Origin of the sequence: Streptomyces sp. MBT53 (assembly GCF_016654115.1) — a bacterium.
Lineage (GTDB): Bacteria > Actinomycetota > Actinomycetes > Streptomycetales > Streptomycetaceae > Streptomyces.
The window spans coordinates 1-14,681 of the sequence record NZ_JAEQAZ010000106.1; the positions used below are offsets into that span (position 1 = coordinate 1).

The window sequence follows — 14,681 nt, forward strand, 5'->3', positions numbered from 1 at the left end:
GTGGGGCTGGGGGCGGCGGGGGCGTTCTTCCGCTGGGAGTAAGCCGGGAGGGGTGAGAAGCGGTCTGTTCCGGACCCTCGTGAAAGCGTGCACAAGCACCCCCCTACGATGGACCCCGTGCCAAACGTGACCCGTGCCGACGTCGTAGCCGCCGTGCGCAACCCCCTCGCCTTCATCGCCGCACGCTGGACCCCGGATCCCCGGACGGTTCGGCGGGCGGCTCTCGCCGCGCTCGTGATGTCGGTGGTCATCGTGGTCACCGGCGGTGCCGTGCGGCTGACGGGGTCGGGGCTCGGCTGCCCGACCTGGCCCAAGTGCACGGACGACTCGCTGACCACGACGAGCGCGATGGGCTTCCACGGTGCCATCGAGTTCGGCAACCGGATGCTGACGTACGTGCTGTGTGCCGCCGTCGGCTGGGCGATCATCGCGGCGCGCTCGGAGAAGCCGTACCGCCGCTCCCTCACCCGGCTGGGGTGGGCGCAGTTCTGGATCGTGATGAGCAACGCGATCCTCGGCGGGATCGTGGTGCTGGTCGGTCTGAACCCGTACACGGTCGCGGCCCACTTCCTGCTCTCCTCTGCGCTGATCGCGGTCGCCACGCTGATGTGGCAGCGCAGCCGGGAGGGCGACGCGGAGTCCAAGCCGCTGGTCGGCAAGGCCGTGCAGCAGTTGGTGTGGTTCCTGGTCACCGCCTCCGTGCTGCTGATCGCGGTCGGCACGGTGGTGACCGGCGCGGGTCCGCACGCGGGTGACTCCAAGGAGGTCGACCGGATCCCGATCGACTGGGAGACGGTCGCCAAGCTGCACGCGGTGCTCGCCTGGATCGTGGTCACGCTGACGTTCGCCCTGTGGTTCGTCCTCAAGGCGGTCGACGCCCCGAAGGGCCCGCTGGACCGCACCCGCGAGCTGTTCCTGATCCTGCTCTCCCAGGGCGTCGTCGGCTACGTCCAGTACTTCACCAACCTCCCCGAGGCCCTGGTCGCCGTCCACATGCTCGGCTCCTGCCTGGTGTGGATCGGGGTGCTGCGGGTGCTGCTGTCGCTGCGCGAGCGGCCCGACGTGCTCGCCGACCTGCCGGGGCCCTCGGCCGAGCAGTCGGTGCCCACGCGCGCGTGAGGCATCACCCGTAGCGGGTGACCAACTCGTCGATCGCCGGGCCGAGATAGGCCCGGGTCAGCTCCGCCCGGCGCCGGAGCCAATCGCTCTCTACGGAGGCGGCGGACGGGACCGTATCGTCGTAACGCCTCCGTACGATGTCTTCTACGACCTCCACCGGAGCGCCAAGCCCGGGCAGCAGGTCGAGGGCCTCGCGCTTGGTGATCAGGCGGCCGTCCCGGCGGGTGACGGTCGCGCGGGCGAAGGTGGTCAGGCCCACGTCGATCCAGCCGTTCTCGAGCCAGATCTGCGGCTTGTCGACGGCCGGCCGCCAGAACTCCCGCTGGTCCCGTACGACGAACTCGGCCAGCTCCTGGTCCGTCACCGCCGGCAGCAGTTCCTTCGGTGATCCGCCCTGCAACACCCGCCCGAATTCGTGCAGTTCACGCCGGGTGACGGGCGTGACGGGCCGGCGGGTGACGTGGTCGTGCGCCCAGGTGAGGTGCCGTTGGTTCGGGGCGTCCTGGGTCCCGGGGGCGAGGTAGCTGCAGTGCAGGCGGACGGCGAGGGGGTCGGTGCGCAGGCCGCGGTGGAGGGCGACGAGTTGGCGGGCGGTGCTCGGCTTGAGGGGATGGTCCAGGATGGCTATCAGGTCCAGGTCGCTGCGGCCCTCCTGGTAGTCGCCCCCGGCGAGCGAACCGTGGGCCCACACGGCGACGGGCTTCAGGGGGGCCAGTTCGGTCAGGAAGCGGTCGAGCAACGCGTCGGTCGGCATTGGCCCAGTCTGTACAGCTCACTCCAGCCCGTACACCCGTTTGGCGTTGCCGACCGCGATCAGTCCCGCGACCCGTTGCGCGTCGGCCAGTGACCAGGCGCCCTCGGCGACCCAGTTGCCGAGCACCCGCCCGAGCGCCTCGCGGAACAACCGCGCGCCCACGACGTGCAGTTCGGGCAGTCCGTGGGCCCCGCTGGAGAACAGGATCTTGCCGAAGGGGGCCAGCTCCAGGATCTCGGCGAGCACGGTCGCGGCGCGGGCGCCGGTGCGGACGAGGGCGGCACCGGAGTCGGCGTAGACGTGCGGGAAGACACCGGCCAGGTGGGCCGCGTGCCGGTGGTACGGGTAGCTGTGCAGCAGCACCAGGTCGGTGCCGAGCCCGGCCGTCGCGCGCACGAAGTCGGTGAGCAGGACGGGGTCGGTGCGGTCGATGCGGAGGCCCGGTTCGCCGAGTCCCGCGTGGAGTTGGAGGGGCAGCCCGGAGGCCACGGCGATCCACAGCAGGTGTCGTAGGAGCACGGGATCGCTGAGCGCCCCGCCGACCCTGCGGCCTGCCAGCCAGCGGCCGGCCGCGCCCCGGACCTCGCCCGGGCCGGGAGGTTCCGGCGCGAGCGCGAGGCCGTGCCGTACGCCCGCCACGGAGGTGAAGGCCACCGCGCCGGCGGCGGCGCCGTGCACCGACTCGGCGAGGTTGGCGAGGAAGGACTCGACAGTGCCCGAGGTGTCGGCGACCTGTTCGGCGAGGAGTTCGAGGCGGACGATCTCCCTCGCGTCCGCCTGACCGGCCGTCGCCATCTCGGCGGGTCCTGTGAGGTCGCCGGGCAGGCCCGTGTCGATCAGATACGTCGTGATGCCGCTACCGCGCAGCAGCCTGCGGCCCGCTTCCAGTACGCCGAGTTCACGGCGCCGGGCGAGATAACGGGCGGGCGGGCAGTGCGGTTCCAGGCCGAGGAGGGGCGGGCACCAGCGCCGTACGGCGAATCCGGTCTGGGTGTCGAAGAGGGTGGTGCCGGGGGCGGGTGGGCCCTCGGTGCGGGCGAGTTGGGCCTCGAACGTGCCGAGGCCCAGCTCCGTTCTCAGTACGCCGTGGCAGTACTGGTCCACGAGGGACGGCGTTTCGATCATCCGGGCTCCCCGTGGCAGTGACCGCGTCGCTTGTACGGGGCCTAACGGGTGAACCGGGGGTGAGGTGTTGCTCGTACGCACCCCGTGTGAGGGGGCGCCCGGTCGTCAGCCGTTGCTCGGACCGCCGACCTGGATTCCCGCCATGCGGCTCCATTCGTACCGCCCCGTCGTCACCTTCGACGCGAACTCGCCGTCGAAGGCCTCGTGGACGGTGATGCCGGACTTCTCGACGGCCTGCCGGGCGATCTCGTAGGTCGTGGCGACCAGGTCGCCCCAGCCGCCGTCCTCGCCGACCAGGACGATGCGGGCGCCGCGTTCCCCGATGTACGCGACCTGGCCCTCGGCCCCGCCGTGCGCCTTGGAGAAGGTGCCGATCTGCTTGGCGAGGCGGGCCACCTGGCGCTCGGCCTTCGCGTCAACCTGCTGCGTGTCTGCCATGGCCAGGATGCTACCGACGGGTAGGCCGGACGGCGACGGGCGGGGGGAGTGACTCCTGCCTCAGGAGGAGGCGGTGCGCTACCTGAGGAAGGGGTCCACCGCGATCGCCACGAAGAGGATCGACACGTAGGTGATCGACCAGTGGAAGAGCCGCATCTCCTTGAGCTTGCCGCCGGTCACCTCGGCCTTGGCGCGGTTCTGGAGGCCGTGTGCCTCCCAGAGCCAGAAGCCGCCGGCCAGCAGCGCGACCAGGGTGTAGAACCAGCCGGTGTAGCCGAGGGGGGTGAGGAGGAGGGAGACCGCGACCATGACCCAGCTGTAGATCACGATCTGCCGGGCGACGACCTTGTTGGAGGCGACGACCGGAAGCATCGGAACGCCCACGCGCGCGTAGTCGTCGCGGACCTTCATGGAGAGCGGCCAGTAGTGCGGCGGCGTCCAGAAGAACATGACGAGGAAAAGAATGATGGGGGCCCAGGACATGGAGTCCTTGACCGCCGACCAGCCGATGAGGACCGGGAGGCAGCCGGCGATTCCGCCCCACACGATGTTCTGCGACGTACGTCGTTTGAGGATCATCGTGTAGACGACGACGTAGAAGAGGAGCGCTCCGAGCGCGAGCCACGCGGACAGCCAGTTGACGGTCAGGCCGAAGAGGAGTGTCGAGACGACGGCGAGGGTGATGCCGAAGGCGAGGCACTCGCGGGGGCTGACCATCCCGGTGACGAGAGGGCGCTGCGAGGTGCGGTCCATGAGCGCGTCGATGTCGCGGTCGATGTACATGTTGAGCGCGTTCGCGCCACCGGCGGAGAGATAGCCGCCGAGGCAGGTGAGAAGGACCAGCTTGAGGTCGGGCACACCCTGCTGGGCCAGGAACATCACCGGAACGGTGGTGATCAGCAGCAGCTCGATGATCCGCGGCTTCGTCAGCGCCACGAACGCCATGACCCGGGCCCCGATCGGCCGCCGGCTCGGGCTCTGACTCGCCCCGACAATCCCCGCTGGACGGGATTCAACGGCCGTCACGCACACCCCTGACAGAGACATCCCAGCAAGCCTCCGGGTGTGAACTCCCCGTAAAGGCTCGCGCGTACCACGCCACTGTAGACGTTGCCCAGACCCGGACATTCGCGGGGGTGGGGTCGTGTTGGGCAGCGCCTCCGGAAGAGCTGATCAGCACTCTGTTGAGCACTCGAACGAGCACCTCCGTATTCAGTTGCCGAATGCGGAACGGACCGGTCGGGAGGCGGATCCCCGAGAGTCCCGGCAGTCTGGAATGACTCGAAAAAATGCACGTTCTTACGGGGGTAGGCTCGACAACGGCCGGTGGGCGCCGCGTGCACCGGCATTCGACATGCGTGACATGTGGAGAGGAGCCCTGACCCAGGGTGAGCACCAAGCCGACCACAACAGACCTCGACTGGACCGAGTTGGACCAGCGCGCCGTGGACACCGCGCGCGTCCTGGCAGCCGATGCCGTACAGAAGGTCGGTAACGGCCATCCCGGTACGGCGATGAGCCTGGCCCCGGCCGCGTACACCCTCTTCCAGAAGGTGATGCGCCACGACCCCGCCGACGCCGACTGGGTGGGACGCGACCGGTTCGTCCTGTCCGCCGGTCACTCGTCCCTGACCCTCTACACACAGCTCTACCTGGCCGGTTTCGGCCTGGAGCTGGCCGACCTCGAAGCGTTCCGCACCTGGGGCTCCAAGACTCCGGGGCACCCCGAGTACGGGCACACCACCGGTGTGGAGACGACGACCGGCCCGCTGGGCCAGGGTGTCGCCAACGCCGTCGGCATGGCCATGGCCGCCCGCTACGAGCGCGGCCTGTTCGACCCGGACGCCCCGCAGGGCGAGTCGCCGTTCGACCACTTCATCTACGCGATCGCCGGTGACGGCTGTCTCCAGGAGGGCATCTCCGGTGAGGCGTCCTCGCTCGCCGGCCACCAGGAGCTCGGCAACCTGATCCTCCTGTGGGACGACAACCACATCTCCATCGAGGGCGACACCGAGACAGCTGTCTCCGAGGACACCGTCAAGCGCTACGAGGCCTACGGCTGGCACGTCCAGCGCGTCGCCCCGAAGCCGGACGGCGACCTGGACCCGCACGCCATCTACAACGCCATCGAGGCCGCGAAGAAGGTGACGAACAAGCCGTCGTTCATCGCGATGCGCTCGATCATCGCCTGGCCGGCGCCGAACGCGCAGAACACCGAGGCCGCGCACGGCTCGGCGCTCGGCGCCGACGAGGTCGCGGCCACCAAGCGTGTCCTCGGCTTCGACCCGGAGAAGTCCTTCGACGTCTCCGACGACGTCCTCAAGCACACCCGTCAGGCGCTGGAGCGGGGCCGCGAGGCGAAGGCCGCGTGGGAGCCGTCGTACCAGGAATGGCGCACCAACAACCCGGAGCGCGCCGCCGAGTACGACCGCATCGCCGCGGGTGAGCTGCCGGTCGGCTGGGAGGACGCCCTTCCGGTGTTCGAGGCGGGCAAGGGTGTCGCCACCCGGGCCGCGTCCGGCAAGGTGCTGCAGGCGCTCGGCGCGGTCATCCCGGAGCTGTGGGGCGGCTCGGCCGACCTCGCGGGCTCCAACAACACGACGATCGACAAGACCTCGTCGTTCCTCCCGGCGGACAACCCGCTGCCGGAGGCGAATCCGTACGGCCGCACGATCCACTTCGGTATCCGCGAGCACTCCATGGCCGCGGAGATGAACGGCATCACGCTGCACGGCAACACCCGTGTCTACGGCGGTACGTTCCTCGTCTTCTCCGACTACATGCGCAACGCGGTCCGTCTCTCCGCGCTGATGCACGTACCGGTGACGTACGTGTGGACGCACGACTCCATCGGCCTCGGCGAGGACGGCCCCACGCACCAGCCGGTCGAGCACCTGGCCTCGCTGCGCGCGATCCCGGGTCTGAACGTGATCCGCCCGGCCGACGCCAACGAGACGGCGATCGCCTGGCGCGAGGTTCTGCGCCGCTACACCAAGGTCTACGGCAAGGGTGCCCCGCACGGCTTCGCGCTGACGCGTCAGGGTGTGCCGACGTACGAGGCCAACGAGGACACCGCCAAGGGCGGTTACGTCCTGTTCGAGGCGTCCACGGGTACGCCCGAGGTGATCCTCATCGGTACCGGTTCCGAGGTGCACCTGGCCGTCGAGGCGCGCGAGCAGCTGGAGGCCTCCGGCGTGCCGACGCGGGTCGTGTCCATGCCGTGCGTGGAGTGGTTCGAGGCGCAGGACAAGGAGTACCGCGACAGCGTGCTGCCGCCGTCGGTCAAGGCGCGGGTCGCGGTCGAGGCCGGGATCGGTCTGACCTGGTACCGGTTCGTCGGGGACGCCGGCCGCATCGTTTCCCTGGAGCACTTCGGGGCTTCCGCCGACGGCAAGGTGCTCTTCCAGGAGTTCGGTTTCACTGCCGAGAACGTGGCCGCCAAGGCCCGGGAATCCCTCGCCGCCGCCCAGAGCTGACGCTGACAAACGACACGTAGGAGATGCATTTTCCATGACAGACGCACTCAAGCGCCTCTCTGAAGAAGGCGTCGCGATCTGGCTGGACGACCTGTCGCGCAAGCGGATCACGTCCGGCAACCTCGCCGAACTGATCGACCAGCAGCACGTCGTGGGCGTCACCACCAACCCGTCGATCTTCCAGAAGGCCATCTCGTCGGGCGACGGTTACGAGCAGCAGCTCACCGACCTCGCCGCCCGCAAGGTGACCGTCGAGGAAGCCATCCGCATGATCACGACGGCGGACGTCCGTGACGCCGCCGACATCCTGCGCCCGGTCTACGACGCGAGCGGCGGCCAGGACGGCCGGGTCTCCATCGAGGTCGACCCGCGCCTGGCGCACAACACGGCGGCGACGATCGCCGAGGCCAAGCAGCTCGCGTGGCTGGTGGACCGCCCGAACACCCTGATCAAGATCCCGGCCACCCGGGCGGGTCTCCCGGCGATCACCGAGGTCATCGGCCTCGGCATCAGCGTCAACGTCACGCTGATCTTCTCGCTGGCGCGCTACCGCGAGGTCATGGACGCGTTCATCGCGGGCCTGGAGAAGGCCAAGGAGCGCGGCCTGGACCTCGCAAAGATCCACTCGGTGGCGTCCTTCTTCGTGTCCCGCGTGGACACCGAGATCGACAAGCGGATCGACGCGCTGGGCACCGACGAGGCCAAGGCCGCCCGCGGCAAGGCCGGTCTCGCCAACGCGCGGCTCGCCTACGAGGCGTACGAAGAGGTCTTCTCCACGCCGCGCTGGGCCGCCCTCGACAAGGCGCAGGCCAATAAGCAGCGTCCGCTGTGGGCCTCGACCGGCGTCAAGGACAAGGCGTACAAGGACACCCTGTACGTGGACGACCTGGTGGCGCCGAACACGGTGAACACCATGCCGGAGGCCACCCTCGAGGCCACCGACGACCACGGCCAGATCACCGGGAACACCATCTCCGGCACGTACGAGCAGTCGCGCGCCGAGATCGCCGCCGTAGAGGCGCTCGGCATCTCCTACGACGAGGTCGTGCAGCTGCTGGAGGACGAGGGCGTCGAGAAGTTCGAGGCTTCCTGGACCGACCTGCTCAAGTCGACCGAGGCGGAGCTTGCGCGCCTCGCCCCCTCGGAGGGCTGAGACCTTGGCTCCTCATTCCGGTTCCGGGGCGAATCCGCTTCGTGACCCCGCCGACCGACGGCTCCCGCGTATCGCGGGGCCGTCGGGCCTGGTCATCTTCGGCGTCACAGGCGATTTGTCACGCAAAAAGCTGATGCCCGCCGTGTACGACCTCGCCAACCGGGGTCTGCTGCCGCCGGGCTTCTCGCTCGTCGGCTTCGCCCGGCGCGAGTGGGCCCACGAGGACTTCGCGCAGGAGGTCCACGACGCGGTCAAGGAGCACTCCCGTACGCCGTTCCGTGAGGAGGTCTGGCAGCAGCTCGTCCAGGGGATGCGCTTCGTCCAGGGCACCTTCGACGACGACGACGCCTTCGAGCGGCTGCGCGACACGATCGACGAACTGGACAAGGCACAGGGCACGGGCGGCAACTTCGCCTTCTACCTGTCGGTGCCGCCGCGTTCCTTCCCGGTCGTCATCCAGCAGCTGAAGAAGCACGGTCTCGCCGACCAGGAGAAGGGTTCCTGGCGCCGCGCGGTCATCGAGAAGCCCTTCGGCCACGACCTCAAGTCGGCCGAGGACCTCAACAAGGTCGTGCACGAGGTGTTCGCCGCGGACCAGGTCTTCCGCATCGACCACTACCTCGGCAAGGAGACCGTCCAGAACATCCTGGCGCTCCGCTTCGCCAACACGATGTTCGAGCCGATCTGGAACCGGTCCTTCGTGGACCACGTGCAGATCACCATGGCCGAGGACATCGGCATCGGCGGCCGGGCCGGCTACTACGACGGCATCGGCGCCGCCCGTGACGTCATCCAGAACCACCTTCTGCAGCTGATGGCGCTGACCGCGATGGAGGAGCCGTCCTCCTTCTCCGCCGACGCGCTGGCCGCCGAGAAGGAGAAGGTGCTCGGCGCGGTACGGCTGCCGAAGGACCTGGGGAAGAACACGGTCCGCGGGCAGTACGCCGAGGGCTGGCAGGGCGGCGAGAAGGCCGTCGGCTACCTCCAGGAAGACGGCATCGACCCGCAGTCGAAGACCGACACCTACGCGGCCATCAAGGTCGAGGTCGACAACCGCCGCTGGGCGGGCGTCCCCTTCTACCTGCGCACCGGCAAGCGCCTGGGCCGCCGCGTCACCGAGATCGCGGTCGTCTTCCAGCGCGCCCCGCACTCCCCCTTCGACCAGACGGCGACGGAGGAGCTGGGCCAGAACGCGATCGTCTTCCGCGTCCAGCCCGACGAGGGCGTCACGGTCCGCTTCGGCTCCAAGGTGCCCGGCACCTCGATGGAGATCCGGGACGTCTCCATGGACTTCGCCTACGGCGAGTCGTTCACGGAGTCCAGCCCCGAGGCGTACGAGCGGCTGATCCTCGACGTCCTCCTGGGCGACTCGAACCTCTTCCCGCGCACCGAGGAGGTCGAGCTGTCCTGGAAGATCCTCGACCCGATCGAGCGGTACTGGGACAAGCACGGCAAGCCCGCGCAGTACCAGTCCGGGACCTGGGGTCCGGTCGAGGCGGACGAAATGCTCGCACGAGAGGGACGGAGCTGGCGCCGGCCATGAAGATAGACCTCACCGACACCACTGCCAGCAAGATCAACAAGGGGCTGGTGAAAGCCCGCCGCGCCATCGGCACCCCGGCCGTCGGCGTGGTGCTCACCCTCGTCGTCGTCACGGACGAGGAGAACGCCTACGACGCCCTGAAGGCCGCCAGCGACGCGTCGCACGAGCACCCCTCCCGCAAGCTCGTCGTCATCAAGCGCGTCTCCCGCTCCCCCCGGGACCGCACCCAGTCCCGCCTCGACGCCGAGGTACGGGTGGGCGCGGACGCGGGCAGCGGCGAGACGGTCGTCCTGCGGCTGTACGGCGAGGTCTCCGACCACGCCCAGTCCGTGGTGCTGCCGTTGCTGCTGCCGGACGCGCCGGTGGTCGTCTGGTGGTCGGTGGACGCGCCGCGCGACCCGTCGGCCGACCCGCTGGGCGCCCTCAGCCAGCGCCGGGTCACCGACAGCTACGCGGCGGAGAAGCCCGTCGAGGAGCTCCGGTCCCGCGCCGAGAGCTACCAGCCGGGCGACACCGACCTGGCCTGGGCCCGGATCACGCCCTGGCGTTCGATGCTGGCCGCCGCGCTCGACCAGGTCTCCACGGAGATCGTCTCCGTCGAGGTGGCGGGCGAGGAGTCCAACCCGAGCGTCGAACTGCTCGCGATGTGGCTCGCCGACCGGCTCCATGTGCATGTCCGGCGGGCGGTCTCCGCCGGTCCCGGTCTGACCCAGGTCCGCCTGGAGACGACCGGCGGTCCCATCACGCTGCACCGGTCGGACGGGGCGATGGCCACCCTGGCACTGCCCGGCCAGCCGGACCGCGCGGTGGCGCTCAAGCGCCGCGAGACGTCCGAACTCCTCGCGGAGGAGCTGCGCCGGCTCGACCCGGACGACACGTACGCGTCCGCGCTGCGCTTCGGCGTGGACCGGCTGGGCGGTATCCAGTCGGCGGCGGAGCGGGCGGAAGCGGCGGCCGACCAGCCGGTACCGGCGCTGCCGGTCCGCGCGGTACCGGAGGCGACGCCCGCGTCGGCTCCGGCGGCATCGGCATCGGCTGCTACGTCGGCTCCGGCATCGACGTCCGCTTCGGCCTCCGCTTCGGCGGGCGAGGGTGACGCCGAGCGGCCGACCCCCGCGAAGATGCCCCCGGTCAAGAAGCAAGAAGGCTGATCCGCAGTGAGCACTCCCCAGCTCGTCGTCCACCGCGACAAGGAACTGATGGCCCAGGCCGCCGCGGCCCGGCTGATCACGAAGATCGTGGACGCGCAGGCCTCGCGCGGCTACGCCTCGATCGTGCTCACCGGCGGTCGCAACGGCAACGGTCTGCTGGCAGCCCTGGCGGGACAGCCCGCCCGCGACGCCATCGACTGGGGCCGCCTCGACCTGTGGTGGGGCGACGAGCGGTTCCTGCCCGAGGGCGACCCGGAGCGGAATGTCACCCAGGCCCGCGAGGCGCTGCTCGACGCGGTGCCGCTGGACCCGAAGCGCGTGCACGCCATGCCCGCGTCGGACGGTCTCTACGGCGCCGATGTGGAAGCGGCGGCGGCGGGCTACGCCGAGGAGCTCGCCCGGTCGGCCGGTCCCGAGAACCATGGCTCCGTCCCGACCTTCGACGTCCTGATGCTGGGCGTCGGCCCGGACACCCATGTGGCGTCGCTCTTCCCGGAGTTGCCCGCCGTACGGGAGACCGAGCGCACGGTCGTCGGCGTCCACGGCGCGCCCAAGCCGCCGCCGACCCGGGTCACCCTGACCCTGCCGGCGATCCGCTCCGCGCGTGAGGTGTGGCTGCTCGCGGCGGGCGCGGACAAGGCGGAGGCCGCAGCCATCGCGCTGTCCGGCGCGGGCGAGATCCAGGCACCGGCGGCCGGCGCCCAGGGCCGCTCCCGCACCCTGTGGCTGCTGGACGCGGCGGCGGCCTCACAGCTGCCGCGCGCACTGTATCCGCCGGCTTCGGCCTGACACCTGCGTGCTGCTGAAGAGCCCGTACGACGACGTCATGTCCGTCGTACGGGCTCTTCCGTGTCTCAACGCCCGCGCAGCTCGCGGTACTTGGCGACCAGGGCCGTCGTCGAGGCGTCCAGGCCGGGCACGTCGGCGCCTTCGGTGAGGGCGGGTTCGACGCGCTTGGCGAGAACCTTGCCCAGCTCGACGCCCCACTGGTCGAAGGAGTCGATGTTCCAGACCGCGCCCTGCACGAACACCTTGTGCTCGTAGAGCGCGATGAGCTGGCCGAGCACGGAGGGGGTCAGCTCGCGGGCCAGGATGGTGGTCGTGGGGTGGTTGCCCTTGAAGGTCTTGTGCGGCACGAGTTCTTCGGGGACGCCCTCCGCGCGCACCTCGTCGGGCGTCTTGCCGAACGCCAACGCCTGTGTCTGCGCGAAGAAGTTGGCCATCAGCAGGTCGTGCTGCGCCTTCAGCCCGTCGCTCAGCTCGGCCACCGGCTCGGCGAAGCCGATGAAGTCCGCCGGGATCAACTTCGTGCCCTGGTGGATGAGTTGGTAGTACGCGTGCTGCCCGTTCGTACCCGGCGTGCCCCACACCACAGGCCCGGTCTGCCAGTCGACCTCCTGGCCGTCCCGCCCCACGTACTTGCCGTTCGACTCCATGTCCAACTGCTGCAGATACGCGGTGAACTTGGAGAGGTAGTGGCTGTACGGCAGGACCGCGTGGGACTGGGCGTCGTGGAAGTTGCCGTACCAGACGCCCAACAGGCCCAGCAGCAAAGGCACGTTGGACTCGGCGGGCGCGGTGCGGAAGTGCTCGTCGACGAGGTGGAAACCGTCGAGCATCTCGCGGAAGCGGTCCGGGCCGATGGCGATCATCAGGGAGAGCCCGATCGCGGAGTCGAAGGAGTAACGCCCGCCGACCCAGTCCCAGAACTCGAACATGTTGGCCGTGTCGATGCCGAACTCGCTCACCTTGCCGGCGTTCGTCGACAGCGCCACGAAGTGCTTGGCGACGGCGTCCTGACCGGCCTTCAGCTCGGTGAGCAGCCAGTCGCGGGCGGAGGTCGCGTTGGTGATCGTCTCGATGGTGGTGAAGGTCTTCGAGGCGATGATGAACAGCGTCTCCGCCGGGTCGAGGTCGCGGGTCGCCTCGTGCAGGTCGGCGCCGTCGACGTTCGACACGAAGCGGACCGTCAGATCGCGGTCGGTGAAGCTGCGCAGCACCTCGTAGGCCATCGCCGGGCCGAGGTCGGAGCCGCCGATGCCGATGTTGACGATGTTCTTGATGCGCTTGCCGGTGTGGCCGGTCCACTCGCCGGAGCGGACCCGGTCGGCGAAGCCGGCCATCTTGTCGAGGACCGCGTGCACCTGCGGGACGACGTTCTCGCCGTCGACCTCGATCACCGCGTCGCGCGGGGCGCGCAGCGCGGTGTGCAGGACCGCGCGGTCCTCGGTGACGTTGATCTTCTCGCCGCGGAACATGGCGTCCCGCAGGCCGAACACGTCCGTGGCGGCGGCCAGCGCGTGCAGCAGCCGCAGGGTCTCGTCGGTGACGAGGTGCTTCGAGTAGTCGAGGTGCAGGTCACCGACCTTGAGCGTGTAGCCGGTGCCGCGTCCGGGATCGGCGGCGAACAGCTCCCGCAGCTGCACCTCGCCGAGCTCCTCGCGGTGCTTGGCGAGAGCGGTCCACTCGGGCGTCTGGTTGAGCCTGGTACGGCCGTCTGCGTTCATTGCGACTTCAGCCTTCTTTCCTACCGACCTGGGGGCCGGTTCCAACCTAATTGATCAGCCCGTGGCGTGAGCCGTCGTCGCGCCGTCCTGCGGGGCAACAACAGGTACGTCCGGCTTGACCCCAGGTATCAGTGCGATGACCGACAGGACGAAGAAGGCGGCGGTGACCAGGGCGGGGGTGTTCAGTCCCCAGGCCTCGGCGGCTCCACCGCCGAGGAGGGCGCCCAGCGGGGCTCCGACGGTGGCCAGGGTGCGGAAGGCGGAGCTGACCCGGCCCAGCATGTCGGCAGGCGTGCGCTGCTGCATCAGCGTGGTCGTGTTGACGTTCCACAGCATGCTCATGAAGCCGAAGACGCCGAGTGCCGCCACCACCGCGATCAGGCTGCGCACGGAGCCCATGACGACAAGGGCGCCGGTCTGCACCAGGCCCGCGAGCAGCACGCTCCGCATCGGGCCGAGGCGGGTGGTGATCCGTCGGGTCATCGCTCCCCCGGCCAGACCTCCGACGGTGAACGCGGTGGTCGCCGCCGCGTATCCGGTGGTGCCGGCGTCCAGCCAGCCGGTCACCAGGACGACCAGGGTGGCGATCAGGGCGCCCATGCCGATGTTGCACAGGGCCGTCGCGGCGCACAGCCCGCGCAGGGGCCGGTCGCGCCACAGGGTGCGCAGCCCGTCGGCGATCTCCCCGCGCAATGTGCCGCCCGCCGGTCTCGGCGCTCGCTCGGGTGCCCCGGTGCGCAGGGAGGCGACCAGTGCGGCGGCCAGCAGGAAGGTCCCGGCGTCGGCCACGAAGGGAACCGCGGCGCCCGCGGCGATCAGCAGGGGCACCACGGGCGCTCCCATCAGCCCGCTCGCGATCTTCTGCCCGGTCATCAGCCGGGCGTTGGCGCTGCCGAGTGCCGCGCGGTCCACCAGGGCCGGCAGCAGGGCCGTAGAGGCGTTGTCGAAGAGTGTCTGGAGTGTGGTCAGTGCGAAGGCCAGCGCGATGAGCAGGAGGATCGAGGCGTGGCCGAGCGCGACGGCCGTGGCGAAGGCGGCGACGAGCAGTCCGCGGGCGGTGTCCACCGTCCACATCGCGCGCCGTTGGTCCACCCGGTCGGCGACCGCGCCGCCGAGCAGTCCGAAGACGATCCAGGGCAGATAGCCGCAGGCGGTCACGGAGGCGATGAGCAGGGGCCGGTCGGTGAGCGATACGGCGAGCAGCGGCAGGGCCGCACCTCGCAGCGCGTCCCCGAACCGGGAGATCACGGCGGCGCTCCACAGCCGCCCGAACCCCCCACGCCACGCGGGCACATGACTGCCCGTCACCTCGACCGTCGTCACCACTCCCCCTCACGGTCCGCCGATGCACAAACCGTAGAGGGTGCCACTGACAATCGGTCCGGGGCCGGTCGGCCGCCGGGGTGGGAAACAGC

Annotated in this window: 12 protein-coding genes; 6 read left to right on the forward strand and 6 right to left on the reverse strand. The window is 70.0% G+C overall.

The window, feature by feature from the left end:
- The first annotated feature begins 108 nt into the window (after positions 1–108).
- Positions 109–1,119, forward strand: coding sequence for a heme A synthase (locus tag JHN45_RS31905; RefSeq protein ID WP_200712124.1), 1,011 nt, complete (start codon positions 109–111; stop codon positions 1,117–1,119).
- 4 nt (positions 1,120–1,123) lie between these two features.
- Here the strand turns inward: JHN45_RS31905 and JHN45_RS31910 are convergent, their stop codons facing one another.
- The 4 genes from JHN45_RS31910 to JHN45_RS31925 form a co-directional block, all read right to left on the reverse strand.
- Positions 1,124–1,873: a nucleotidyltransferase domain-containing protein gene (locus JHN45_RS31910; protein WP_200712125.1), complete on the reverse strand. Its 750-nt coding sequence runs from the start codon at positions 1,871–1,873 to the stop codon at positions 1,124–1,126.
- 18 nt (positions 1,874–1,891) lie between these two features.
- Entirely contained in the window at positions 1,892–2,998 is a 1,107-nt protein-coding gene (locus JHN45_RS31915; protein ID WP_200712126.1) for an amidohydrolase family protein, read from the reverse strand.
- Between the two features lie 105 nt (positions 2,999–3,103).
- Entirely contained in the window at positions 3,104–3,436 is a 333-nt protein-coding gene (locus JHN45_RS31920; protein ID WP_200712127.1) for a hypothetical protein, read from the reverse strand.
- 78 nt (positions 3,437–3,514) lie between these two features.
- Positions 3,515–4,468: a heme o synthase gene (locus JHN45_RS31925; protein ID WP_200712143.1), complete on the reverse strand. Its 954-nt coding sequence runs from the start codon at positions 4,466–4,468 to the stop codon at positions 3,515–3,517.
- A 356-nt stretch (positions 4,469–4,824) separates the two neighbouring features.
- Between JHN45_RS31925 and tkt the strand changes: the two genes are divergently transcribed.
- From tkt to pgl, 5 genes are read left to right on the forward strand one after another with little or no spacing between them, the layout of a single operon-like run.
- The gene (gene tkt, locus JHN45_RS31930; protein WP_201052247.1) at positions 4,825–6,912 is read left to right on the forward strand and encodes a transketolase; all 2,088 of its coding nucleotides are present in this window, start codon (positions 4,825–4,827) and stop codon (positions 6,910–6,912) included.
- Positions 6,913–6,946: 34 nt separating this feature from the next.
- Positions 6,947–8,065 (forward strand): transaldolase, encoded by a 1,119-nt coding sequence (tal, locus tag JHN45_RS31935; protein WP_200712129.1) that lies wholly within the window; start codon positions 6,947–6,949, stop codon positions 8,063–8,065.
- A 4-nt stretch (positions 8,066–8,069) separates the two neighbouring features.
- The gene (gene zwf, locus JHN45_RS31940) at positions 8,070–9,608 is read left to right on the forward strand and encodes a glucose-6-phosphate dehydrogenase (protein WP_200712130.1); all 1,539 of its coding nucleotides are present in this window, start codon (positions 8,070–8,072) and stop codon (positions 9,606–9,608) included.
- On the forward strand, positions 9,605–10,759 hold the full coding sequence (gene opcA, locus JHN45_RS31945; RefSeq protein WP_201052249.1) for a glucose-6-phosphate dehydrogenase assembly protein OpcA: 1,155 nt from the start codon (positions 9,605–9,607) through the stop codon (positions 10,757–10,759). The genes zwf and opcA overlap by 4 nt, the downstream gene beginning before the upstream one ends.
- A gap of 6 nt (positions 10,760–10,765) precedes the next feature.
- Positions 10,766–11,548 carry a 6-phosphogluconolactonase gene (pgl, locus tag JHN45_RS31950; RefSeq protein ID WP_201052259.1) on the forward strand — a complete coding sequence of 261 codons (783 nt, stop codon included), beginning with the start codon at positions 10,766–10,768 and terminating at the stop codon, positions 11,546–11,548.
- Positions 11,549–11,613: 65 nt separating this feature from the next.
- Here the strand turns inward: pgl and pgi are convergent, their stop codons facing one another.
- Together pgi and JHN45_RS31960 are read right to left on the reverse strand one after the other, a co-directional pair.
- Positions 11,614–13,266: a glucose-6-phosphate isomerase gene (gene pgi, locus JHN45_RS31955; RefSeq protein WP_201052262.1), complete on the reverse strand. Its 1,653-nt coding sequence runs from the start codon at positions 13,264–13,266 to the stop codon at positions 11,614–11,616.
- Between the two features lie 54 nt (positions 13,267–13,320).
- Positions 13,321–14,589 (reverse strand): MFS transporter, encoded by a 1,269-nt coding sequence (locus tag JHN45_RS31960; RefSeq protein ID WP_200712134.1) that lies wholly within the window; start codon positions 14,587–14,589, stop codon positions 13,321–13,323.
- Positions 14,590–14,681 lie beyond the last annotated feature (92 nt).

Excerpts from the sequence above, each read along its gene's own strand:
- JHN45_RS31905 (WP_200712124.1), top strand. The coding sequence starts at position 109 with ATGGACCCCGTGCCAAACGTGACCCGTGCCGACGTCGTAGCCGCCGTG.
- JHN45_RS31910 (WP_200712125.1), bottom strand. The coding sequence starts at position 1,873 with ATGCCGACCGACGCGTTGCTCGACCGCTTCCTGACCGAACTGGCCCCC.
- JHN45_RS31915 (WP_200712126.1), bottom strand. The coding sequence starts at position 2,998 with ATGATCGAAACGCCGTCCCTCGTGGACCAGTACTGCCACGGCGTACTG.
- JHN45_RS31920 (WP_200712127.1), bottom strand. The coding sequence starts at position 3,436 with ATGGCAGACACGCAGCAGGTTGACGCGAAGGCCGAGCGCCAGGTGGCC.
- tal (WP_200712129.1), top strand. The coding sequence starts at position 6,947 with ATGACAGACGCACTCAAGCGCCTCTCTGAAGAAGGCGTCGCGATCTGG.
- opcA (WP_201052249.1), top strand. The coding sequence starts at position 9,605 with ATGAAGATAGACCTCACCGACACCACTGCCAGCAAGATCAACAAGGGG.
- pgi (WP_201052262.1), bottom strand. The coding sequence starts at position 13,266 with ATGAACGCAGACGGCCGTACCAGGCTCAACCAGACGCCCGAGTGGACC.